Source organism: Viridibacillus arvi, assembly GCF_001274945.1.
Taxonomy (GTDB): Bacteria; Bacillota; Bacilli; order Bacillales_A; family Planococcaceae; genus Viridibacillus; species Viridibacillus arvi.
Window position 1 is genome coordinate 1,138,295 of the sequence record NZ_LILB01000005.1, and the last position, 24,638, is coordinate 1,162,932.

Below are 24,638 nucleotides of genomic sequence, written 5' to 3' on the forward strand. Positions count from 1 at the left end.
CTTACTGTTATTATCGGAGACATCTAGGAAACTTTCAGCAAATCTAAAAATTTCACAAGTTTCTGCCGATATTACATTTGAATCAAATATTTCACATGGAGGTGAATAGATTGAGGATACAAGATAAGGCATGGACGACCTTTGCAAATAACCGTGTTCAAAAGAATCAATCTTCAATCACGAAAACACTTGAAAAGTTATCAGGTGGAGATAAAATTGTTAGGGCAGCATTAAATGCTTCTGGACTCAGTATCTCAGAAACGATGCGTTCACAGATTAAAGGCTTATCTCGTGCACAACATAATATGCAGGATGGACTATCTGTTTTGGAAGTAACGGATTCTGGTTTACAAGGTGTTGATACAGCTTTACATCGTAGCCGTGAATTAGCGGTTCAGGCCGCAAATGCTACACTTACAGAAGACGATAGAAGTGCAGCTCAAAAAGAGCTTAACCAACTAATGGAATCAATCAATGACACAGCTGATGACTTAGAATTCAACACACAACGTATTCTAGGAGAAATTCGCCCATTATTTATCCAGGTCGGTTCAAATTCCGGGCAAAAATTAGCAATTGATACAGTTGATGTGAGTACAAAAGCGTTAGGGCTTGAAAATGTAAACTTGGAAACCCGTGAAAACGCAGATGCTTTAATAGGAAAAATAGACAAAGCACTCGAACGAATTTCAAGAGATTTAGCTAATGTTGGCTCGGATTATAATGCATTATCTTCACATCATGAAAATGTTGGTCGTGCTGAGGAAAGCTTACAAAAATCTGAATCACTTATTCGCGATCCAGACTTAGCGCTTGAGATGATGGATTTAGTGAAACAAAACATTGTTCAAAAAGGCGACGAATTGCTGATTCAAAATACGAATCGTAATGTACAAGCAGTATTGGATTTGTTTAAATAAAGAAAAATCCTTTAGCAAAATTTGCTAAAGGATTTTTTATTCTTTGCCTAACTTTGGTACTAAATATTTTATGTTTTATTAATTCATCTATGACCACTAACCACAACTTTGCCCTCTAAAATTAACATTTATTTAGCAAATAGACCATGGTTGTAAAAATATCTATAAATAGAGGAATTCTAAATCACTTTTTTTCAAATATAATTCTTGCTAAATATGGGTCTTCATCTTTGAAAACAGATAATCCCCTCCCTTTATAATAATAAATTTCCATAAAAGTGTATTCATTAGTAATTTCTTCAACAAACTTTTCAGAATCGATATATCTTCTATAATGGTTATCAAATATTTTATGTAGTTCTTCATCTTCTTTTGTTCTAAATTCTAATGCTACATAATCTCCGCCTAATAGACTCGATTCTAGAACTTTCATTAAATTTTTTTGTGTAGATTCTTCAATAGAATGTACAAAAAAGCGACTATATATTAATAATTTTTTATTACTACGCTTTTCTTTTATACCTTCAAAGAAGCTATTTAATTCAGCAAAGTTTGAGACATCTACTTTTATAAAGTTTATTAACTCTTCACTTTCGGAAAGTAAGGTGTTAGTTTCTATTGCCTCTTCAGATTGGTCTATTCCAAAAACTTCAATTCCATTCATAGCAAAGGCTTTGGTATCTCTTCCTGATCCACACCCAATATCTACTACTATATATTCATTATTAATATATGTTTTAACGAATGAACAAAAAGTAGACTCTCCATCTATTTTTACAGTTTTATAAAATTGATTCCAATATGTTTGATTCTCTTTTTCTCCTGTAAATTCTATAATTTTTCCCATTCATTACGTCCCCATCTCATGCTAAATTCTTTAATTCCATTTCAAAAACGTAGAAATATTATCAAATATCAGATTTTCATATTCTTCTATTTTTTCTTCGAAATATTGCTTTTCTTCATTTTTAGTAATTTTATTAACTAATGAAATTGTGAAATCATTCAAAAATATAGATAAATCTCTACTAACATTATTTATTGATTCCAATATAAAAGTGTGATGTTGATCTGTTATTATGGCTCTATAAGGTTGATTAGGATGGATTATTTGCATGAATGTATGTTTTTTAGCTGTATTCCCCCCTAAACACTTAGGTAATTTACCATCAATATTTTGGGGTGTATTAAAACCTGTTAGAGTAAGAATAGCAGGCAAAATATCTACACTTTCAATTAATTCATCACTTTCTATGTTTGGTACACCTTTCCCCCTCATCATAAATGGAATTTTTATTCTTTCTTCTTGATACAGACTATTTTCTGGACTCAAAAAAGTTTGACCATGATCAGAATGTAATATTACTATATACTCATCCTCATGATAATTTTTTTGAATATAATCTAGGAGGATACCTAAAAAAACATCTAGCCTCTTAATTTCATTTTCGTATTTATATACTTTAACAGGATCGTAATTTGTTAATACTGATGTTACACCCTTATTAATTTTGGACTTTTTCATTGAAATATCCGTATTCAAAGAAGAATGCAGATGCTGATCGAATTCATCAGCGACATCATGTAAATCCATAAATGATAATGCAATAAAATTATTTGTATTTTTGAAAGATGATATATGTTCTATAGCCTCCATAATTACTGCTTTACAATCCATTCCTCCAAGATAATTTTGATATATTATCTTATCTACACCTTTATAATACCCAAACCTTGGAGTTGTTCTCCAATTCGAATCGAATCTTGCCGTGTAGTAACCTTCTTCAGAAAAGTATTCTGCTAATAATTTATTACTTTTTTCGAAATTATAAACCAATTCGGGATGCAATAATTTATGTCTTGATGCGTAATTCCCTGTATTAATAGATGCCTTGCTCGGTAAAGTCCACTCACTATTTATAAAACAATTTTTTGAGATAAATCCTTTTGAAAAGAATTGATATGCATTTGGCATTAGTTCTTTAAAGCCCTTACTTTCAATAAACTTATACGATAAACCATCAATAAAAAGTTTCATTACAAGTTTTGGTTTTTCATTTTTAAAACTATCTGTAATTGGTTTGCCAACAAAAATCGGGTTATTCGTTTTAATGATAATTGTCCCTGTTTGGCTAAACTTTAAATATTCATATTTATTAATACTTAAAGTTTGAGAATTAAATTCATATGTATTGGAATTTTGAATAACAGTAATTTCAGTATTGAGTTCAATTAATGATATCGGTATTATACACGGCTTATTATTGGTATATTTAAATTCGGAAGTAATTTTTTCACCTGATACTAATTCCGTTTTAAAAAATAATCTAGAAGCATTGTCTATATTTACATTCGTAAATTGGCTAGTTAAATTAACTAAAAAAGGGTTATTCTCTGATGCTTTCCTTATTAAACTTTCTCCATTTTCGTCTAGTGGATAATTCCTACCGTCGGCTTTTTTTACTTTAAATTGGAGTTTATTATATAGTTCATTTTCATTCAAAATTATAGATACTTCTCTTAATAATCTATAGATATTTTCATTAATCTCATTATCATTTTTATTTCCTGAATATTCAGATGAAATCATATAATGTTCCAATGCACTTGTATAGTTTTGGGCCATTTCATATAAAAAAGCAATATTCATATGTAAGTCAACATTAAAAGGGTTAGTTCCTAAACCTTCCTTAATTGTGGAGATTCCTTTATCGACACTTCCCTTCATATAATATATTGTTGCCAACATACTAAAATATCTTGCATCTTTAACATTTTCACCATAGATCCTAGTTATATTCATAGCCAAGTCTAAATTATTTTCAAGAGCCGATTTATATTTCTCATATAAGCCCTCTATTCTATTTAATTTTTCTTTAATCATTATTTATCTTCCTTTACACTACTATTTTAATATCAGCCCTCACTTACAATTTTTAAAATTTTCAGCTAGAAAATATAGTTCTGTAAACATAGGCCACTATCATTATTCAAATAAAATTATTGCTAAAAAAGATAACAATTATTCATTACATACAAATTTATAACTTCATTGCTTCGTGTACTATAGCCTGAGCTTTACGAATAGCCAACTCTTTAAACGTATTCATTTAATACTTTATTATTTGCTATAATTCGAGTATTTTATAACTAACTTCTTATCTATTTAGAGAATCAATACGATTTTTCCATATAAATCTATGACACCTTGAAGGTTAGTACTTTCTAAAATTCAGAAATTAATTTTTTATTTTTTAATTACCATTGACATGAATTTTTTTGAAATATGCTATTATCTATCATTAAATATATGTTCAAAGGTAACCGGCGTACCCTTTTTAAATTCCTTTGTAGCTACTTTGCCTAAAATTCTATCAAAATACTTCGGTTCTAAACCATATCCCGGGCGAACAATTTTAATATTCTTAGTTGTGAACTTCTCCCCAGCTTTAATATCTTTAGAAACATAAATAGAACGACGGAATTTGAGAGATGCTTTTTCCTTTTGTGTGGGACCATAAGTTATGTTACCTACTGCTTGCCATGCACGTTCTGTCTCAACGACAAGTGCTCTCATTTCCTCTGGTTCCATTGAAAATACTGAATCGACTCCACCATCTTCTCGAGATAATGTGAAGTGCTTTTCAATTACTGTTGCGCCAAAGGCAACGCTTGCAACTGCTACACCTGTCCCCATTGTATGGTCGGATAACCCTACCTGCACATTAAATAACTCTCGCATATGAGGGATTGTCGAGATATTCGTATTTTCAGGAGTTGCTGGATATGTACTTGTACATTTTAATAAGATTAAATCATTACAGCCCGCTTCTTTTGCAGTACGTACTAGGTCATCTAATTCAGCTACCGTCGCCATTCCAGTAGATACAATCATTGGTTTACCAGTAGACGCAACCTTTTTAATTAATGGTAAATCCGTATTTTCAAAAGATGCAATTTTATAAAGTGGGACATCTAGCTCTTCTAAAAAATCTACAGCTGTATCATCGAAAGGGGTACTAAATGCAATCATTCCTAGTTCTTTTGCACGATCAAAGATGGGTTTGTGCCATTCCCAAGGTGTATAAGCTTCATTATATAAATCATATAAACTTCGATTTCCCCATAAACTCTCTGGATCAGAGATAACGAAATCGGGGGTATCTAGATTTAATGTCAATGTATCTGCTGTATATGTTTGTATTTTCAAAGCATCTGCACCCGCTCTAGCGGCTGCTTCAACAATTTCTAAAGCTCTTTCTAACGATTGGTTATGATTTCCCGACATTTCAGCAATAATAAAAGGCTTATTGCTGAAACCTATACTTTTATTTAAAATTTTAATGTCCTTCATCGTCTTCTCTCCAACTCACTAATTAAAGTATCCCATCCATTACTCAAAAGATATTCATAGGTCTCTTTATTTTTCGAATAATGAAAAGATCCTTCACCTATTTGTTTTTTAGGAATAACTTCCCCAGTTCTTATTTTATTCCAATTGCTTAAAAATAAATTTTCAATAGCATCGGATAATTTTTTATAGGAAGTACGTAGAGTATCTGTTTCCTCTAATTCAATCTTTTTTTGAATTATTATATCTCCAGTATCTAACCCTTCATCTACAAAGTGAATGGTAACCCCCTTTGGAGTATCTTCAATAATACTCCAAAAATTCGGATCTGCACCTCTATTCCACGGAAGATAAGATATATGTAAATTTAAGATTCTTTTATCGTAGTGATCTGTAACAGAGCTCGGGATTATATATCTATAACCATAGCTAATAATAAAATCATAGTTAGATTCTATAAATTCGGGAATGGTCAATTTCCCTTCAGTTCTATACACTCCATCCCCAAAACTTTGCAAATGCTCTAATATGCGTATACATTCAGGTCCTAAATATAAAATTTTCACCATGACACCTCTAGATCTTGATAATCGCATTTTCAAATGCAACTTTTGATATTTCCGGCTTTCAACAATTCCTATCTATTCCTGATTTCACATTTAATATTAATAGCACGTCAACTGCTATATATCTTTTATATAAGCATTATTTTTTGAGTTCAAAATATTGCCTTCAGTATTTGAGATGCTAACTTCTTCTCACGTAATACAGATGAATCCATTACATAATTACATTGTTCAACCATTTTTTTAACTTTCTTAGGATTGATCAGTAATAATTTTAACTGGTGATAAATATCATGTTCCTTAACATCTGAATACTTTCCCAATGAATAAATCGCATTAGTAGTTTCCAAAGCTTCAGTTAATTCTTTTTGATTATCTGCGACAATTTCAACAATAGATGGTAATTTCACGTAGATTCTTTCCCATGAAGCTGATCCTCCAGCACCAATTGCAATATCTGCCTCTAACATTAAATTTGCCATATAATCAATTTGACAATGTAACTGAATATTCTTGTAACCATCACAGAATTCTTTAATTTTTGATTTATATGGATTAGATGCCCCTACAACTACATTTACTTTTAAATCATCATGTAATAGTCTCTCAATAGCATAAAGTGCTTTTAATGTTTCACCCGAGGAGTCGGTTCCACCAAAGAAAATAAATATATTATGTATCTCGCCGTCTCTCAAAATGGTAGTCGGATCAATAACTAAAAACTCATCACGAAGTAATGCAAAGTTAGGACCTAAAAATTGCATACATTTTTCAGAAACTAAATCCTTATAGCGACTTTCCATATTTACGTAATAATTTTGATCCAACAATAAATCACAATCATGATTTCTATCAGCCAAATCATCAATGACCATTATTTCCCTTACAAATGGTCGAATCTTTTCCTCCCATTTCATATCAAGTGAATAGTGATCAACAATAAGTAAATTTATAAGCTGATTTTCATTTTGCAAAAAATCATTTGTGCCTTGGGCATCTTCTAGCCAATGCTCTGTTGTCCAATCCCAGTGAGATACTACATCAATTCCTTTAAGTGTATAGACTTCAAAACCTTGTTGACGGATATATTCAATCATATTGCCTTTTAACTCACGACAAATAAATTTTATCGAAACATTTTTTTGCTTTAACTGATTCGCCAATGTTAAACATCTCATAACATGCCCAGAGCCAATTTGAATAGATGCGTCTGTTCTAATAAATACTTGCATATGACCACCTTACAATTTCTTTTGTTCAATATGGGCATTTATTGCAACCCATTCTGGATTTTGTTTTAATAATTCGATTACATCGTTCATATAAAACATGTTATTTTCTTGATATAATTTTTTTAATATAAGCTCTATCAATTCAAAATCTTCTGTTGTATCAACAGTCCATCTATATTCACTATAATCTTGCTCATTCGTAATATACCCTAACTTGAAGTTTTTAGGATTTGAATACATATAAGCTGTGACATGTTCTTTATCTCTTAATAAAGTTGCCTCTTTGTAGGCCTTCTCCAAAGCTGCTCTAGAAAAAACCTCGGTATCCAAACCTCTAGGATATGTTCTCTCAATTGTATTGGATACATAGTCATAATCATTATCGTCATAATATTTTATTGTCTTATCTAAGATAACAGGATCAATTATGGGACAATCAGAAGTTAAACGAACAATACTATCACCTTCATAAAGTTCAGCTGCTTCATAATATCGTGACAGTACATCATTCTCCGATCCTCGATAATACTCCACATCATTGTTATCACAGAATTCCACAATCACATCATCTTTTTGATTTACTGTTGTGGCAATCACAACCTTATCAACATACTTGGCACGAGCTATTCTTTCTAATTGGTAGGCTAACAACGGCTTGCCATTTACCTCTTTTAGAATTTTACCCGGTAAACGTGTTGAGCCCATTCTAGCTTGAATTATAGCTGTTACAGTCATTTTCTTACCTTCTTTATTACGGATTTCACTGCATCAATTACATCCTGTATATCCTGTTCTTGCATTAATGGAAATAAAGGTAATGAAATAATTTCTTCATACAGTTGCTCCGATTTTGGTAAAGAGCCCTTCTTATAATCTAATTCTTGATAATATGACAGCGTATGAACAGGTATATAATGTACATTAACACCAATATTCAGCTTGTGTAACTCTTCAAAAACTACTTTTCGAGAGACAGCTAAAGTATCCAGATTCAATTTTAAAATATACAAATGCCAGCTAGAGTCTGTATCTGGGTGTTGATACGGAGTCTGCACCTCTAATATATCTCTAAATACTTCATTATAATTCGCAACTATTTCTTTACGTCTTTGAACAAAGCCATCTAATTTCTCTAATTGACTGTAGCCTAATGCTGCTTGTATATCTGTCATGCGGTAGTTATAGCCCAGAAATTGCATTTCATAGTACCAAGGGCCATGATTTTCAGTTAATAGCTCCGGATTACGCGTAATCCCGTGTGAGCGAAATTGCATAAGCTTTTCATAATATTCTTTGCTATTCGTCGTAATTATTCCGCCTTCACCTGTCGTAATATGCTTAACAGGATGGAAGCTGAACATCGTCATATCGCTTAAAGCCCCAATTTTCTTACCTTTATAAGTAGCACCCAGAGCATGTGCTGCATCTTCAATGATGACAAGATTATGTTCTTTGGCTAATTTATGAATTGCATCAAGATAAACCGGTTGACCTGTGAAATGAACAGGAATAATTGCTTTCGTGTTAGGCGTAATTTTTTTCTGAATCTCTAGTGGATCGATATTATATGATTGTTGATCTATATCTGCAAACACAACTGTACCACCTTGATATAGGACACAGTTAGCACTCGCAGCAAAGGTAATAGGACTTGTAATAACTTCATCACCTTCACCAATTCCAGCAGCAAAACAAGCACCATGTAATGCAGCAGTTCCATTTGTAAAAGCTACAGCATATTTAGCTCCAACATATTCAGCAATTCGTTCCTCAAATTTATTAATCATTGGACCAGTTGTTAAGTAATCACCTTTTAGTACTTTAACCACAGCTTCAATATCTGCATCATCTAACATCTGCTTACCGTATGGTAAATATGTATCTCTCATCTTATATATCTCCTTAAAGAAAAAATGTAATCAATGACTACATTACCTCCACTAAATCTCTCAATTGTTCAACAGATAGCCATTCTGTATTATTATCACTAGTATAACTGAAGCTTTCATCTAAAGTTTTTCTTCCTTCAGAAAACTCTTTTGACCACCAAGAAAACTCGGGTTGGATGACATAATAGTCATCAAACTCTATTGTATGTCTAGCATCATCTTCTGTAATCATCGCTTCATGTAGTTTTTCACCTGGACGAATACCTATGTATTTAATCTCACATTCTGGTCCAATTGCCTTCGCTAAATCAGTTACTTTCATACTTGGAATTTTAGGAATAAATAATTCTCCACCATGCATACGTGTTAAATTATCAATAACAAATTGAACACCTTTATCCAATGTAATCCAGAAACGTGTCATACGTTCATCTGTAACTGGTAATACACCTGTTTCACGGATTTTTTTGAAGAAAGGTACAACACTTCCTCGACTCCCTACTACGTTACCATAACGAACTACAGAGAATTTTGTATGTTTTTCACCCACATAAGCGTTAGCTGCAATAAATAATTTATCGGAAGCTAATTTTGTCGCACCATATAAATTAACAGGACTACATGCTTTATCTGTCGATAATGCGATTACTTTATCAACACCTTTATCAATAGCTGCTTCGATAATATTTTGTGCACCATGGATATTTGTTTTAATTGCTTCAAATGGATTATATTCACATGCACCTACATGTTTTAATGCCGCTGCATGAATAACGATATCAACACCGTCAAAAGCACGATACAAACGATCTTTATCTCGTACATCACCGATAAAGAAGCGAATACGTGAATCTGTAAATTCTTGTGCCATTTCATATTGTTTCAACTCGTCACGGCTGAAAACTATTATTTTTTTGACATCTAGTGCTAAAGCACTTTTAATAAATTTCTTACCAAAAGAGCCTGTTCCACCTGTCACGAGTACAGTTTTACCTTGTAGTGGGTTTTGATTCATGTTGTGTCACCTATCCCGTTTCATTTTATATGTATAGTTACTATTTACTATATCACTTTTAAAAAACAATATATACTACACTTTATATCGGCAATATCAAAAAATTATAAAGAAAAACCCGCTTCTATTTAGAAACGGGAGTCATATATTTTTTCAGTTGATTTCTCAAATTACATACTTTTAAATTATCGAATTTTTCGAATAATTCATTTTCACCTATATATGAGACTCCTATTATTCTAGCCCCCGAATACGCTGTATTATATATTTCTATATTGTAAGAAGAAATTTTCCTCTCAAACCATCTATGGTATGTTAGTAGATTAGGCGTCGAATAAATATATTCACCATTATTTGCAAGAATTTTATTAAGGATCTGATTATTTTTCACGTCTATTCCTGAAGTAGAATATTCAGCATGAGTATGCTCACCACTGAACCCCAAATCCTGACCAAATAAATAATACGAATCAAAATTAAAATACACCATCAAAGAAAGCCCTAGAGTTGCTACTGATCCACCCGTATCAAGTAATGGTAATCTTCTATTTTTTGCTTCTTTAATAGCTAATGGGTATCCATCTTGATACAAAACTACCTTTTGACCCTTGTGAATATCGACTGATTTTTTATTTGCAGTACTTAAATAAAATAGAATAGAATACCATTAAAGCTAGATCCCTCTATCTGTTCAATAACAGCATCTTACGGATCACTAATAATTACCGCATCAGGTATAATTTATAATACCCTCTCACATAAGGTTTTTCAAAGTAGAGACTACTGCTAATATAAAAAAGTTATCTTTAACCTTTTTTAACGAATGAATGGTTTCATTTAATGAAGGGCCCGAAGAGACCAAAGCCCCTTTATAACCCTTTGCAATTCCTTTAAGTAATCCAATATCCGCATGATTTTTAGAAATATTTTCGATAAAATTCTCCTGCATTATTTCACTAAAGGATCGATAGGACATTTGCCTAATTTTAATATCTTCTAACAGAGCCGACAGTGGATGTTTGGTTCCTATTGCCTTTAACCATTGTAATGGAATAATTACTTGCAACTGGTCTATCTGTAAACTTTTCAAACCCTTATTACTTGTAACAATATGAATACGCTCATTTTTTAATATATGTGATGATCCATATTGATGACAAAAGTCTAATTCTTTTTCATCGGCTATCACAATATAAATAGTAGTTTCTTTACTTTGGATTAATAGTGCTTCTGCATGATAACCTAGCCCTAATCCAACTAATATAAAATTTCACGTTTGAGCATTTACTTCCTTTCTTATATAGTTGTCTACCTCTTGTTTAGGTCTATATTTACTATACAAGTAAATGCCATTCAGTTGCATAGTATTTACATTATTCTTCGCTCGTTCTACGACCCAATTCATTAAGCTTTTGATTTCTCTATTGGTCTATACTCTTCGAAAAATGGAGTAATTTCATATTCAAACAAATCAGCCACTAATACATAATCTTGAATTTCTAATCCACTATTAATTTCTGATAAAAATTCATTCATTTTGGCAATCTCTAGCTCAACACGCACATTGTTTTTTCGAAGTAAATTTGCAGCTTGGATTAACCAAGTAACTCCTTCAGAAAAATCGGTAATCATTTGAAATGCTTCTAAAGTACGATCTTCTTTTAGCATTTTAGCTACTAACAAACTCCCTTTGCCAATCCCCTCTATATAACTATTATAACTTTCTATTACATCTTCTACGTATTCTGTCATTTTGAATAATTCTCCTCGCTTTTTAGTTTTTTCAATGTCGCATTTATATTTTCTCTTGACTCTATCGTTACTTCTAAAAGGTTTTCATACAATGTTTTAGTTTGACTATATACACGTTGATAAGTTTCTACAGCTGTCTCGTTTTCTTTTTCCAAAAAAGATTGTCTAGATTCTAATACAATAGGTCCAACAATAAATTGCATTTGTATATCTGGGTATAACTCCGCTAATTTTCCATCAATCACATCTAGTTTTTTAGATACTTTTTTATCAAACCCTATTTTTAGCTTATTCTTTTTTAAAATTAATAAAGCTTCTGATAGATTACTTATAATTTTGTTATAAATAGTCAGTTCATCTTCAAATATTTCATTAAAAATATGAGTATCTATTTCTTCCTTTTTTAGGGTTTCTACACCAAATTTTTCTTGAACATTTTGCACATTCGCATATTTTTCATAAAATTCTTGGAATGATAATTGTTCATACCCATTAATTTTCAACCCACCTTCTGTACAATTATACACTGGGTTCTTTGCAGGATATAACTTTTCCATTTCTTCAAAAGTAGTTTTCATAGAGTATAAAACTTTTGATGTAGATACTTTATCACCAAAGTATCCATCTGCTTTAATTATTGAACGCTCTTCAATATCTTGCTCAGTAATTTTTTTCTCGTGTTTATTATTGGATGCATGTGTCTTATTATCTGTATAAGCTAAATCTTGTCCAATCATTGCTATTGGACCTGATGAAATATATTGTGCGATACTTAATGAATAATGGGCTACTGAACCACCACCAACTATCTTCGGGAAATGACAATTAAACTTACGATTAAAATAGGCTATAGTTTCATCTTCTTGATTTGTTATAAATGCGAAAGCTTTTTTCTTAAAGGAATATCGAATTTTTGGATGGTTAAATGGACAATAGATTAATCTTGCATGTCTAAACTCCAAGTCCTTAAAATGACGATAGTTTGGTTCTCCTCCATCAATGGAAACAACAAAATCAGGTTCAATATTTGCTGCCATTAAAGAGTTAATGGTTGAACCAGCAGCTATAACGATGGCATTTTTTCTTATTTTTTTTAATAGCGGGAGTTGTTTGGTTAGTGAAGGCCCTCCTGAAGCTATTATAACTGGTTTACTATATTTTCCTTTAATCATTTCTAAACTATAATCATTCACCAAGGAAATAGTATTTTCCGCTAAATTTTTCTGCCATTTTTTAGCGAATAGTAATATTGTATTTTCATTAATAATGCTCTTTTCTTGATAGTCCTTTATTAATTGTAAAGTTAATTTTAGGTTATTAGGAAATAATTTATCGTAATTATATGAACAAATTACTTTTAATTTTGATTCTTTAGAAGTAGCTATCCCTGATATATACATACCAAGTGGATCAACTTTAGTTGAATTCCAGTAATAGAAAGGTTCTTTGTTGTGTCGTTCATGGATTTTAATAATTCCTTGCTCGATTAATGGATCTATAATTAATATTTTTTCTCCGTATTTTAATTGTTCAAAAAGTGCATCTATTAAATAACCACTACCATATCCGAATACTATATGCGAATGGTGCATTGTATAATGTTCTTTAGCATATTTCTGCGCTTCAATAATGGGATTGTATTTACTATGTAAAAGATAACCGTCTATTTTTATAACAGCATGACCTGTTTTTGCTTCTATTTCTTCAATTTTATATGTCCGTTCCATATTCTCCACCTCAACAATCATATCGTCAATTTCTAACTAATTTTAAGATGTAAATATGGCTGTAATTTATTTATTTTTTGAATAAACAAAAGAACCCCGTTCTCTGTAAAAGAGAAACGAGGTTTTAATTTCAGATGTTACTCAATTATTGTAATAATTGAAGAACGCCTTGTGGTTGTTGGTTAGCTTGAGCTAACATAGATTGTGCAGCTTGAGTTAAGATGTTGTTTTTAGTGAATTCCATCATTTCTTTCGCCATATCTGTATCACGAATACGAGATTCAGCAGCAGATAAGTTTTCAGAAGTTGCACCTAAGTTGTTGATAGTGTGCTCTAGACGGTTTTGAACAGCACCTAGTGCAGAACGTTGTTTAGAAACTTGAGTTAGAGCAGATTCAATAGTAGTAATTGCTTTATCAGCACCAGATTGTGTATTAATATTTACATTTTTAATGCCAATTGCTGAAGCTCCCATATCACCGATGCTTAACTCAATATTTTGACCTTGGTTAGCACCGATATGGAATACTTTACCTTGCGCTGCAACTGCTGATACACCAGATGCTGCAGGTGTTCCAGCTGTTCCGAATGTACCATTTAATAATTTTTGAGTATTGAATTCAGTATCAGTTGAGATACGTGTAATTTCTGATTGAAGAGCAGTAATTTCTTGTTGAAGAGCATCACGGTCTGTACCTACGTTAGTATCGTTCGCAGATTGTACTGATAATTCGCGCATACGTTGTAGGATAGCGTGAGTTTCATTAAGAGCACCCTCAGCAGTTTGGATTAGAGAGATTGAATCTTGAGCATTTTTAGTTGCCATATCAAGACCGCGGATTTGTCCACGCATTTTTTCAGAGATAGCAAGACCAGCAGCATCGTCACCAGCGCGGTTGATTTTGAAACCTGAAGATAATTTTTCTAAGTTTTTAGATGATTGTGCGTTGTTGAAACCTAAGTTACGATGTGTGTTTAAAGCTGAAATGTTGTGTTGAATTCTCATTGTGAGATTCCTCCTTGAAATTGTTTTTTAGTTCCACATCCATGTGGACTGTGTTCGACTGATGGTTCGTTTCCACTTACCTTCTGCCTTACAATACTTATATCGTACCTTTATAGAAATGTTTAATAGTTTTTTAGATTTTTTAAAAAGTTTTTTTTGAGAGCTGTTCTAATAATGATTGTGGAATATTCAGCGCTTCTTTATTTTGCTCTTGAATGGCTTGATAAACCTCTGAGCGGTGCACTTTCACCGATTTCGGGGCAACGATTCCTAGCTTGACTTGATCACCATCTACTGAAAGTACCTTTAGCTCAATCTGGTCACCAATCATAATAGATTCTCCCTTTTTACGAGTTAGGACTAGCATTATTTCACACTTCCTTCCAATTCGCCAATTGGATAGCGTAGCGCGTATTTCTCGTTGTCATTGAGGACAATTTGTTTTCCTAGTTTCTCCTTGATGTTAATAAGGACTGGTGCTAATAGATTTAATGTTGAATCCTCAAATGGATCTTTTAATGTCACAATCGAGTATGTAATAATATCAGTTTCTGATTTAACTTGTATTGCTTTTTTATCTGATTTTGATATATCAAATGCATAATCTTTTTTAAATAAGAAGGGGAAAGCAACCACGAATCCAACTTCAACTTGTTGGATTGATTGTAATATAACGAACGGCGATTCTTTTTCTAATGGTAATAAGACAAATTTTGTAGATTTCTCAAACCCAGGAATCCCCTCTTCAAATGTAAGTATACTTTCTTCTTCAATTTCAACAGAGCCTAAAAATTTTGTTTCGATTTTCATCTTTATTCTCCTTTAATAACTGTAGTTTCTACTGATGGGTATTGTAGCATAGTGCCAGTTACATCACCTGGTGTGTAATCATGAACTACTTTGCCTATCTGGACATCTATTCTTGGGTCTTGACGAGTAATGTTGATATTAAGGTGATCAGGAACGTATTTTATTTTCACAGATCCTACTGATGGTTTCCATGTGATTCCGATGTCCTTAGCTGGAGGATTTGCTATATTTTTAGCAATATCAGGTATAACACTACTTTTTCCTTTACCTATATTCATCATTTGGCGTCCTTGACTCGCTCTTCTGCCAATACCTTCTAAGCCCTTTTGTCTTCCATCACTTGCAAATTTTTCAATAGATTCACGATTTGTATATAACCCCAAATCACGATATGCTCTAGATGAATCGACAAGTAGTTTAGCTGGTTCTGAATCTATTTGTAAAATAGCTGCAGGCTGTTCGATTTGTTGTTGCGCTCGTGGTTGCCTAATAATTTGATTAGAATCAATAATGTTAAGTCCTACTTTAGCATCTATTGTACGAATTTGAATTTGATCCAGTTTCATAGTAATCTCACTCCTTTGAAAAAGGCTCCCGCTCTAAGTAGCGAGAGCCTTTTGGCTAAGTATTAATTATAGAAAATCTACTAAAGTTGGCTGAATGATACGACCACCTACTGATAATGATGCGCGGTGAATAGACTCTTCTGTTATTAATTGTGTAATAGCTTTTTCATAATCCACATCTTCGTTTTTAGATAATTGTTTTGTAACATTTAATTCTTGTGCAGAAAGGCGATCTGTCATCATGTCTACACGGTTCTGTTTTGCACCAACTTGAGCAAGGGATTCCAATATTGAATTTTGACCCTTACTAATATCACCTAATAAGTTCCCAATAGCTGTACCAGATGTAGTACCAGCATTAAGTGCATCTGTGTCGTTTAATGCAACTTGAACGTCTTGCATTAATTTATCAATATTTGCAAAAAGTTCTTTACCATTTATATTAACTCCCAATTTCACACCGTTGTACACTTCAATATCAACGGACTCATTATTCCCATTAAGAGTTGGAAGTGGATCGGTTGCACCAGCATTCGCAGATGCATCTGAAAATAAAGGCTCTAAAGTTTTTGTACCACTAAAGATATATTTTTCTCCACTTTGTGTGTTCGCTACATCACGGATTTGTTGACGTATTTGATCAATTTCAGTTTTAATCTTTTGACGATCCTCATCCGTATGTGTATCAGTGGCAGCTTGAGTTACTAGCTCTTGTACACGTTTTAAAGCTTCACCCACTTGACTAAGTGATTCATCTGTCGAGTCCAACCAGCTGTTAACTTCATTCATATTACGAGTAAATTGAGATACTTTTGATAAGTCTGTTCTATAACCCATCCCTTTAATAGCTGCTACTGGATCATCAGATGGTCGTGTAAGCTTAGAACCAGAAGAAATTTGTTGTTGTAATTTGCCCATCTTATTATAACTGTTACTCAAATTACGTAACATATTGCTTGACATCATTGATTGTGTTATACGCATTTAATTAGCCTCCTATATCCCTACACGGCCCATACCGTTAATTATTTTATCTAATGTTTCGTCTACTACTGTTACCATACGTGCCGAAGCATTGTACGCTTGTTGGAACATGATCATATTTGTCATTTCTTCATCCAAAGATACTGAACTTACTGAAGCACGACGATTGCTAATGCTTAGTTGATTTGTTGCTGAGCTAACTGTCGAATTCTCTGCTTCTCTAGCATTTACTCCTATTTTACCTATTAGGCCCTGGTAGAATGATTGAGTTGTAGCACCTTCTAAGTCATCTAAATCTTTTGTGAAGGTCAATGTAACTTTTGTTCCATTACCTAAGTCAATTTCTTTACCGTTTGATAAAGAAGTTGTTTGCAAATTTGATAAAATAATAGCTAATTTACCGTTCCCCTCTTCACCAGGTGCAGTAGATGCAGCAATTTGTGATGGATCTGTGATTTTAACTGTTACTTTACCTTCAGCATCAATTGCAAAGAAGTCTTCACCTTTTGTATTGCTATTCAATTGATATCCTTCTTTATGAATCTGATTAAACGCACTTACAAACGCTTTAGCGAGTTTACTTATGTCTTGTAAAGTGCTTGGATATTCACCTTTTGGTACAGTATTTGTACCATCTTGATAGCCATATGAATGGGCAAGAGAAATCATCTTCCCGCCAGCACTTTTCAACTGAGCTACATCAATTGCTTTTGCACCAAATTGATTTGGCTGTAAATTTTTCGCATCTTTAACATTAACTAAATCTGAAACACCAAAACCAGTAAATGCTTGGAATTCCGTTAAATCGTCTGTTAATGCACTAGCACCACCGATTATGTTACCATCGGCATCTACTTTTTTTCCTTGAGCTTGTAATTGTGCAACTTTATTTCCTTCAACAAGTGTTGAATCCGTACCTTTCAATTTTATTACTACTGATCCTTCAGCAATTCCTAAAGCGTTACCGCCTGATTTTGTATAACTAATTTCAATAGGAACATATTCTGATAGCTGATCAATTAAATTATCACGTGCATCATACAAATCATTAGGTAAGTATCCGTTAGGTTCAACTTTTTGGATTTGCTCATTTATTTCAGCTATTTGACGTAATATTGAATTAATTGCATCCGTTTCAACGCGTAATTCATTTTTTAAATTTCCTTGAACTTCTTTTAGTTGCGAATTTATGTAATTAAATGAATCTGCTAAATGTGCTGCACGCTCTAGGGCAACCTTTCGAGCTGATGCATTTTCGGATCCTGTACTAATGTCTTGCATAGACTTGTAAAAGTCATTAAATGCTTGCTTTAAACCATATTCAGAAGGCTCATTTAAAACATCTTCCATTTGACCCATGGCTTCTGTTTTTGCAGACCAATAACCTAATTTAGTCGCCTCTTGTCTAAACTGTCTATCAACAAATTGATCACGAACACGCTGAATCGACCCAGCTTCTACCCCCGTACCAATATGACCTTGAGTCATAGGGGCGTTAAGACCAGCACCAGGATAACCAAGTGTTGCTTGCATATTAACGCGTTGGCGCGAGTAGCCAATTGTATTAGCGTTCGAGATATTGTGACCTGTTGTATATAGGCCACTTTGTTGTGTGTATAGGCCTCGTTTACTTGTTTCTAATCCCATAAATGTGGAGCGCATTTAAATTTCCTCCTCTAGTTTATTATGCTTGTGAGTCAAAGCTTGTTTTTATAGTGCTACCACGAACTTCGGTTTGTGAGTAGTTGATTTGGTCTGGTTGCGGACGCAGCATATCGAGTGTCATATTGACGAATTGTAGTGATTGGAAAATCATTTTTTGGTTTAAGTCATTTTGGTGCTTGAGAGTTTCGATGACGAGTAGTAGCTTTTTGCGTGCTTCGTCTAATTTAAGTTGTTCAATTGGCGTTTCAGCTACTTCCATTACTTGAGCGACAGTTGCATGTTCAGCAGAGGCAATTCCTTTTGCCTTAAGGTAATCCGTTACCACTTGCTGACGTTGTTGCTCAAGTTGTGTGATGGCAGCTACGTGCGATTGCTCGTCCTTGAGCAATTGATCGAGTCCGTCCATGTCTCCTGTTTTGATGAACTCCGTTTTGTGATATGCAAGTTCTAACAGGCTCTTATGCATTTTTTCTAATTTATCTAAAATAGATAAAATCATTTCAATGGACATTTCTCATACTCCTTTTGCTTATAGGCGGTAATATTTCAATAAATCTGAAGCGACTTGTTTTGCGTCTACTTTATAATTGCCCTCTTGAATTTGTGCTTTTAACGCTTGTACGCGTTCAGCTCTTTCATCTGCATAACTGACGATTCCTTGAAGATCTTTTGCAGCTGATGAAATCTCTAGCTGATCTGCCTTATTTGCTACCGATTTATTAGCAAAATCAGATTTTACAGGCTGGTTTTTATATGGGTTTACAGCGTTTACGCCATAGTTAGTAATTTTCATATAGAATGGCCTCCTCTCAATCGTTCCTTTTATATATTCATTATTTCGGTTGGTTTATTTCGATGTTAAGTATTTTGTAATAAAAGCGAAAGACATCCTAATCCGTTTTTTAATTGCTAGTGCTATATGCCTTATTTGTGGGCGGGTAGTTGACGGGAGTTTTCGGTGGTGTTTGTATGAGGGTGGTGGCTTTGGGTTTAGCGCTACTTACCGCTGCTTTGGCGCTTCTCTCTCCTGCTTTGGCGCTTCTCATTCTCACTTTAGAGTTACTCACTCCTGCTTTAGCGCTTCTCGCCCTCGCTTTGCCGCTTCTCACTCTCTTTAGCGCTACTCGACCCCACTTTGGCGCTACTCACTCCTGCTTTGGCGCTACTCGCCCCCCTTTAGCACTACTCGCTCTCTACTCTCCCCCGCTTTGGCGCTACTCACTCGCTTTAGCACTACTCACAAGCTCCCTCACCCAAAAACAAAATAACCCCCCAAACAAAAAATCCCCACATACTAAGTATGCGAAGATTTATACTTTATTGCTTTTTCTTATTAGAGTCGGCATAGTATGTTGTTCGTTCTGATTCTTCTACGCTTTCTCTGAATTCGCGTGCTGCTTCGAATTTATTGAGTTCGGATTTTAGTTCGGTTTGGCAATTAATGCAGAGCTTGCCTTTTGTCGTTAGAGCTCCGCAGCTGTCACAAGGATAGCCTAGGTTTGGGAACATAGCTGGTTGCAAGCGACCTTTCCTTACCCATTTATGTAGTAAGTCCTCTTCTACACCTGTAGCATCGACAATTTGCTCGATTGTAGCTGATCGATTATCGCGTTTGCGTAAGAAACGGTATACATCCTCGTACATTTTCTCTTCTTCTTGCGCACATTTTCCGCAAACTTCTCTAATGCCAGTATAGTTATAAAAGTCCCCACATTTTGGACAGCTTCGCAATTCACCCATGTTCTTACCCCCTGGAATTTAAATTCTACTACTTAATATACTAGTTATATTGTCGGTAAAATCAACATAAAATTTATAAAATACAGGGAGTTTGTAAAGAATCGTACGATTTTTTGTATCTTTATGACTAACCTTGAATTAAGGTGAATGCTTTTACGGAAGGTGCTCCAGCCGCAATGAGTATCGCTTTGGCATGTTTTAAAGTGGTTCCAGTTGTCACGATATCATCTATTAAAATATGTGGTCTATTTTCAATTATACTATTCGGTTTTAATTGAAATAGTTGCGCGCTTTGTTCACGTTCCATTTTTGATTTAGATGATTGGGATTCAATTGTAATTTTCTCTAGTAAATGTGTATAGGGTATACCAACTGCTTTCAATAATTCATCAATATGGGCAAATGTGCGTGTTTTTATTTTTTCTGGATGCATTGGAATTGGCACAATAACAGCGTCAGCATTTTTTAGTGCTTTGGCAATCTCGGATCTAAATACATCTTTTAACACAATATCTTTAAAGAACTTGTATTGATGCAGGAAATCTTTCATTGCTTCATTGTAATGAAATAATGCTTGGATATCTGGAGACTTTTGTTCCTCAGGTTTAACAAGCTCAAATTTACTATCGCAAGTAGAACAGATGACCGCTTGCTGTTCATACATAATTAATTGCTTCCATGTTAATCGGCTTTTTAGAGGTTTTGAACATAGATAACAAATCGTATTCATATTGTTGTTAGCTCCGTATTATTGAGACGTTTAATTTCTTTTGTCGCTCGGTCCATTTCCACAGAAATACCGTGGTGAAAGAAGACCAGGTCACCTGTCGGACAGTCGAAAGAACGTCCAACTCTTCCTCCTATTTGAATGAGAGCACTTGAAGTGAAAATACCACTTTCTGCTCCTACTACCGCCACTTGTACGTTAGGTATTGTGATACCTCGTTCTAAAATGGTTGTTGTTAATAGTCCCCTCACCTTTTTTGCACGGAGTTCTAATACTTTTTCTTTGCGATTTGGATCTTCTGCATGAACGGCTTGAATGTTTGGTTCCAATTGATGAAATAACGGGATGGCCTTTTCCATTAGAGCGATAGTTGGAAAGAAAATGAGAAAAGGTTTATTTTCTTGGAGCTGTTTTTTTGTCCATTGAACAAGTTTTTTGGGTAACCTAGTTGATTCAATCTGTTTTGTATATCGCCACAATGATTCATAGCGTGGCACTGGTAGTGGATGCCCATGATATCTTCTAGGAATAAATGAATAGCCACCTTGCAGTTTTTTTATTTGATAGATTAGTTTTTCAGATGGCGTTGCAGTCACGTACATAATGGGCACATCACTTTTTTTAGCTTTGGTGACCGCTTGTTGTAAAGTTTCATCATGCGTGTATGGGAATGCGTCGGCTTCATCGACAATGATCGTATCAAAAGCATCCTCAAAACGGTAAAGCTGGTGTGTCGTTGCAATAATAATCGGAGCATAATTCTTTTCGACATCTGCACCACCGTAGAGTGCTTGTGTTTTTGTCTTGGGGAAAACTTGTTGAATACGCGGTGCTAGCTCTAATACGACATCGGTTCGAGGCGTTGCGACCGCAATTCGTTTTCCTTCTTTTAAGCATTCGTAAATAGCTGGAAATAATATTTCTGTCTTTCCAGCACCGCAAACCGCATGGATTAAATGGGCTCGATTTGCATTTATACTTTCAATAAGTTCTTTCGAAGCCTTTTGCTGATAGGGTGTGAAAGTGCCTGTCCATGAGAATAGGTGATTAGCTGCTTTTCTAGGTGTTGGTCCAACCCATTTTATGAGATCCGAGCAACTGCTGACACGCCCCATGCTGATACAATGTCTACAATAGACACAAGTTTGCTCACAAGCTGCACAATAATAAGTTACAAATAGGTTTGGATTGTTGTTAGCACATCGATTACATATATAGTTCATACGCTTAAATCGAGAGTTCATTTTGGAAATTTTCTTTACACCTGGGAGAGTGGCGATATAGCCAAGTTGGATGTGTTGGGTGATAAGTTCTTCTGAGAAAGGGGAATGTTCACGTAGCCAAATGCGTCCTGCTAGGAAATCACGCAGGGATGGGTTTTCTAAGTTACCTATATAGCGGTAAGTTTTGGTTCGTTGCTTGAATAGTCGTTTTCGCAAATATTGCCTCCTTACTAGGGGTTAGATTTGGATTTATTTTACAATTATTTATATGTGTTGGCAAGTACAAAATTTAGAGTTACAACTCCACAAAAAAACCACCCTACATTTGTAAGGAGGTTCGTCATTTACTTTATTTTTTTACCCAACCAAGACCCATAGAGCCTTCACCAAGATGCGTTCCAATAACGGGTCCAAAATAGCTTAATTTGACGTTAACATTTGGGAATTTATCTTGCAAAGTTGCCATCCATTCTTTCGCTTCATCTTCACAGTTACCGTGTATTACTACTGCATCAAGTCGATCGTATTTCGCTGCGTCTTCACCTAGCATATCCTCTACTCGTTTAAGGGCACGCTTACGTGTACGAATTTTTTCGAAGGGTACGATGACTTTGTTTTCAAAATGTAGTATTGGCTTAACTTGTAAAAGTCCACCGATTAGAGCTTGAGCTGCTGATAAGCGACCGCCTCTTTGTAAATGAGCCAGATCGTCCACCATGAAATAAGCGCGCATTGTTTCACGCATTTCTTCAAGAGCTTCTAAAATTTCTTTCGCTGATGCACCGTCTTTGGCCATTTCTCCAGCTTTCAATACATAGAACCCTTGGACAGCACAAGAAATTTCACTGTCAAATCCATAGACATCAATGCCTTGAACCATTTCTCCTGCTTGTAAAGCGCCTTGATATGTACCGCTAATACCACTTGATAAGTGTATAGCCACAATTTCATCATATTCTTTTGAAAGCTCGTCAAATAATGTCACAAAAGTACCAATTGCTGGTTGGGACGTCTTTGGAAGCTCATTTTCATTTCGTACTTTATCATAAAAGTTAGTAGTTGTTATGTTTACTTCTTCTTCAAATGTTTCATGTTTAATTACAACACTTAATGGAACCATGCGAATATTATATTGTTCACGCTCGGCTTTAGTTAAGTAAGCTGTACTGTCTGTTACGATGGCAGTTGTCATTAATCGTTCACGCTCCTACTTCAATAGTATATTAATATCGTAAGAAAGTGAAATAATAAATAATGTGTTTACAAAGAATGTTACTTTTCGCTACTATTCGTTTTTATTTACGGAAAAATAGAAAGAGGCTGGGACATAAGTAGTTTCAGTTCACGTAAAAAAACGAGATTGCATGATGCAATCTCGATTTGTAATTTCACTTCTATATCTAGCGGTAAAATGAGTTGATTCATGTAATAATCTTTAAAATAAGGACACTTCTTTCTGTGTTAATTTTTGTACGGGTACTTAAATTTTATCAGAAGATGTCTTTTTTCATGCCTGAAATTATGAATAGATTTAATTAAAATAGAAGTGTTCATTTGTTGTTCGGAGCGAAGGCGGCGACTCCTACGGGAACAGCACGAGCGAAAGCACCCGGACTGAGCGAAGCGAGGGAGAAGGCTGGAGCCGTGCCCGCGGAAAGCGTCCGCCGTAGCGGAGAACAACGGCTACGAAGTAGACTAAAAAACAAAGCCTCGAAGATTTTACTAATCGTAAAATTTTCGAGGCTTTTCATTGTTGAGGTTAGTTGTTTTGTCCCAGCCTCACTCTTCTTATTCCATTTTTTCACCAATAGCAGCTACACTTGTTACTAGCCATTTGCCATCTTCTTTAACAAAGACAGTGTTTGTTCTGGCTGCCTGTTTAAACGGTTCGCCATTTTCTAATTCTACTTCAACAGTAACTTGAGACAAAAGCTGCGCTTCATTTTCATCATATTGAACTACATGGATATCTTTTGCTGTATGTTTTAAATCGAAATTTTCAAAGTTAAGCTTTTGATATTCCACATCTTCTTCTAAATCGAAGCCTCTAGGATTTTTTGAAAGTGTTTTGCTATAGCGTTCTAGGTCTTCTGCATTTAAAGCAGCAATGTATTCATCAAATGCTTGAAGGAGAGCTTTTTCTTCTTCAACAGGAACATTTTTCGCCGCCTCTACTTTGCCATCTTGCATAGCAAATCCTACCGCTTGATCGTCTTCTTTTGTTTCTTTTGTTTCTTTTGTTTCTTTTGTTGCTGATTTTTCTGATTTGGTTTCGTTATTTGTTTCTGCTTCAGTTTTATCTTTAATACTATGGTCAACCGCATTAGATGTTGCTGCGTTCTCACCATCATTGACTGAACCAGTATTATCTTTTGTAGTGCTGTCATCATTGCCACATGCCACTAATAACAAGGCACACACTGGGACAAGCAACCATTTTTTTATAATCAATTCCAAAACCTCCC

24 protein-coding genes and 1 pseudogene are annotated in these 24,638 nt (G+C 34.3%); 1 reads left to right on the forward strand and 24 read right to left on the reverse strand.

The window, feature by feature from the left end; all coding sequences use genetic code 11:
* The first annotated feature begins 101 nt into the window (after positions 1 to 101).
* Entirely contained in the window at positions 102 to 920 is an 819-nt protein-coding gene (locus AMD00_RS14765; protein ID WP_245639528.1) for a flagellin, read from the forward strand.
* A 184-nt stretch (positions 921 to 1,104) separates the two neighbouring features.
* Here AMD00_RS14765 and AMD00_RS14770 read toward each other — a convergent pair whose 3' ends face one another.
* The 24 genes and pseudogenes from AMD00_RS14770 to AMD00_RS14895 all read right to left on the reverse strand — a co-directional run bounded on the left by AMD00_RS14770 (position 1,105) and on the right by AMD00_RS14895 (position 24,624).
* Entirely contained in the window at positions 1,105 to 1,767 is a 663-nt protein-coding gene (locus AMD00_RS14770) for a class I SAM-dependent methyltransferase (RefSeq protein ID WP_053417766.1), read from the reverse strand.
* Positions 1,768 to 1,797: 30 nt separating this feature from the next.
* Positions 1,798 to 3,804, reverse strand: coding sequence for a sulfatase-like hydrolase/transferase (locus tag AMD00_RS14775; RefSeq protein WP_053417767.1), 2,007 nt, complete (start codon positions 3,802 to 3,804; stop codon positions 1,798 to 1,800).
* A gap of 408 nt (positions 3,805 to 4,212) precedes the next feature.
* Positions 4,213 to 5,274: a pseudaminic acid synthase gene (gene pseI, locus AMD00_RS14780; RefSeq protein WP_053417768.1), complete on the reverse strand. Its 1,062-nt coding sequence runs from the start codon at positions 5,272 to 5,274 to the stop codon at positions 4,213 to 4,215.
* Positions 5,271 to 5,840, reverse strand: coding sequence for a formyltransferase family protein (locus tag AMD00_RS14785; protein ID WP_245639529.1), 570 nt, complete (start codon positions 5,838 to 5,840; stop codon positions 5,271 to 5,273). The genes pseI and AMD00_RS14785 overlap by 4 nt, the downstream gene beginning before the upstream one ends.
* A gap of 149 nt (positions 5,841 to 5,989) precedes the next feature.
* Complete coding sequence (gene pseG / locus AMD00_RS14790; protein WP_053417770.1) at positions 5,990 to 7,069, reverse strand: UDP-2,4-diacetamido-2,4,6-trideoxy-beta-L-altropyranose hydrolase; 1,080 nt, start codon at positions 7,067 to 7,069, stop codon at positions 5,990 to 5,992.
* A gap of 9 nt (positions 7,070 to 7,078) precedes the next feature.
* On the reverse strand, positions 7,079 to 7,804 hold the full coding sequence (locus tag AMD00_RS14795) for a cytidylyltransferase domain-containing protein (protein ID WP_053417771.1): 726 nt from the start codon (positions 7,802 to 7,804) through the stop codon (positions 7,079 to 7,081).
* Positions 7,801 to 8,958: a UDP-4-amino-4,6-dideoxy-N-acetyl-beta-L-altrosamine transaminase gene (pseC, locus tag AMD00_RS14800; RefSeq protein ID WP_053417772.1), complete on the reverse strand. Its 1,158-nt coding sequence runs from the start codon at positions 8,956 to 8,958 to the stop codon at positions 7,801 to 7,803. The genes AMD00_RS14795 and pseC overlap by 4 nt, the downstream gene beginning before the upstream one ends.
* A gap of 37 nt (positions 8,959 to 8,995) precedes the next feature.
* Positions 8,996 to 9,973, reverse strand: a complete 978-nt coding sequence (pseB, locus tag AMD00_RS14805) for a UDP-N-acetylglucosamine 4,6-dehydratase (inverting) (protein WP_053417773.1) — start codon at positions 9,971 to 9,973, stop codon at positions 8,996 to 8,998.
* 124 nt (positions 9,974 to 10,097) lie between these two features.
* A pseudogene (locus AMD00_RS24015) lies at positions 10,098 to 10,949 on the reverse strand (6-hydroxymethylpterin diphosphokinase MptE-like protein).
* A 428-nt stretch (positions 10,950 to 11,377) separates the two neighbouring features.
* Positions 11,378 to 11,725 (reverse strand): hypothetical protein, encoded by a 348-nt coding sequence (locus AMD00_RS14820; RefSeq protein ID WP_053417776.1) that lies wholly within the window; start codon positions 11,723 to 11,725, stop codon positions 11,378 to 11,380.
* Positions 11,722 to 13,452 carry a motility associated factor glycosyltransferase family protein gene (locus tag AMD00_RS14825; protein WP_169786363.1) on the reverse strand — a complete coding sequence of 577 codons (1,731 nt, stop codon included), beginning with the start codon at positions 13,450 to 13,452 and terminating at the stop codon, positions 11,722 to 11,724. The genes AMD00_RS14820 and AMD00_RS14825 overlap by 4 nt, the downstream gene beginning before the upstream one ends.
* A 145-nt stretch (positions 13,453 to 13,597) precedes the next feature.
* The gene (locus AMD00_RS14830) at positions 13,598 to 14,458 is read right to left on the reverse strand and encodes a flagellin N-terminal helical domain-containing protein (protein WP_053417777.1); all 861 of its coding nucleotides are present in this window, start codon (positions 14,456 to 14,458) and stop codon (positions 13,598 to 13,600) included.
* 142 nt (positions 14,459 to 14,600) lie between these two features.
* Positions 14,601 to 14,825, reverse strand: coding sequence for a carbon storage regulator CsrA (gene csrA, locus AMD00_RS14835; protein ID WP_053417778.1), 225 nt, complete (start codon positions 14,823 to 14,825; stop codon positions 14,601 to 14,603).
* Complete coding sequence (gene fliW / locus AMD00_RS14840) at positions 14,825 to 15,268, reverse strand: flagellar assembly protein FliW (protein ID WP_053417779.1); 444 nt, start codon at positions 15,266 to 15,268, stop codon at positions 14,825 to 14,827. The genes csrA and fliW overlap by 1 nt, the downstream gene beginning before the upstream one ends.
* Before the next feature lie 2 nt (positions 15,269 to 15,270).
* A complete protein-coding gene (locus tag AMD00_RS14845; protein ID WP_053417780.1) occupies positions 15,271 to 15,834 on the reverse strand; it encodes a DUF6470 family protein in 564 nt (187 codons plus the stop codon).
* A 66-nt stretch (positions 15,835 to 15,900) separates the two neighbouring features.
* Entirely contained in the window at positions 15,901 to 16,818 is a 918-nt protein-coding gene (flgL, locus tag AMD00_RS14850; RefSeq protein WP_053417781.1) for a flagellar hook-associated protein FlgL, read from the reverse strand.
* Between the two features lie 12 nt (positions 16,819 to 16,830).
* The gene (gene flgK, locus AMD00_RS14855) at positions 16,831 to 18,480 is read right to left on the reverse strand and encodes a flagellar hook-associated protein FlgK (RefSeq protein ID WP_053417782.1); all 1,650 of its coding nucleotides are present in this window, start codon (positions 18,478 to 18,480) and stop codon (positions 16,831 to 16,833) included.
* Between the two features lie 22 nt (positions 18,481 to 18,502).
* Complete coding sequence (locus AMD00_RS14860; protein WP_053417783.1) at positions 18,503 to 18,994, reverse strand: flagellar protein FlgN; 492 nt, start codon at positions 18,992 to 18,994, stop codon at positions 18,503 to 18,505.
* Between the two features lie 18 nt (positions 18,995 to 19,012).
* Positions 19,013 to 19,276, reverse strand: coding sequence for a flagellar biosynthesis anti-sigma factor FlgM (flgM, locus tag AMD00_RS14865; protein ID WP_053417784.1), 264 nt, complete (start codon positions 19,274 to 19,276; stop codon positions 19,013 to 19,015).
* A 524-nt stretch (positions 19,277 to 19,800) separates the two neighbouring features.
* Entirely contained in the window at positions 19,801 to 20,223 is a 423-nt protein-coding gene (locus AMD00_RS14870; protein ID WP_053417785.1) for a TIGR03826 family flagellar region protein, read from the reverse strand.
* A gap of 127 nt (positions 20,224 to 20,350) precedes the next feature.
* Entirely contained in the window at positions 20,351 to 20,887 is a 537-nt protein-coding gene (locus tag AMD00_RS14875; protein WP_245639530.1) for a ComF family protein, read from the reverse strand.
* Between the two features lie 62 nt (positions 20,888 to 20,949).
* Positions 20,950 to 22,389: a DEAD/DEAH box helicase gene (locus tag AMD00_RS14880; protein ID WP_083446242.1), complete on the reverse strand. Its 1,440-nt coding sequence runs from the start codon at positions 22,387 to 22,389 to the stop codon at positions 20,950 to 20,952.
* Positions 22,390 to 22,522: 133 nt separating this feature from the next.
* Complete coding sequence (locus tag AMD00_RS14885; RefSeq protein WP_053417787.1) at positions 22,523 to 23,365, reverse strand: DegV family protein; 843 nt, start codon at positions 23,363 to 23,365, stop codon at positions 22,523 to 22,525.
* 596 nt (positions 23,366 to 23,961) lie between these two features.
* Entirely contained in the window at positions 23,962 to 24,624 is a 663-nt protein-coding gene (locus tag AMD00_RS14895; RefSeq protein WP_053417789.1) for a Cif family virulence factor, read from the reverse strand.
* Between the last annotated feature and the right edge of the window lie 14 nt (positions 24,625 to 24,638).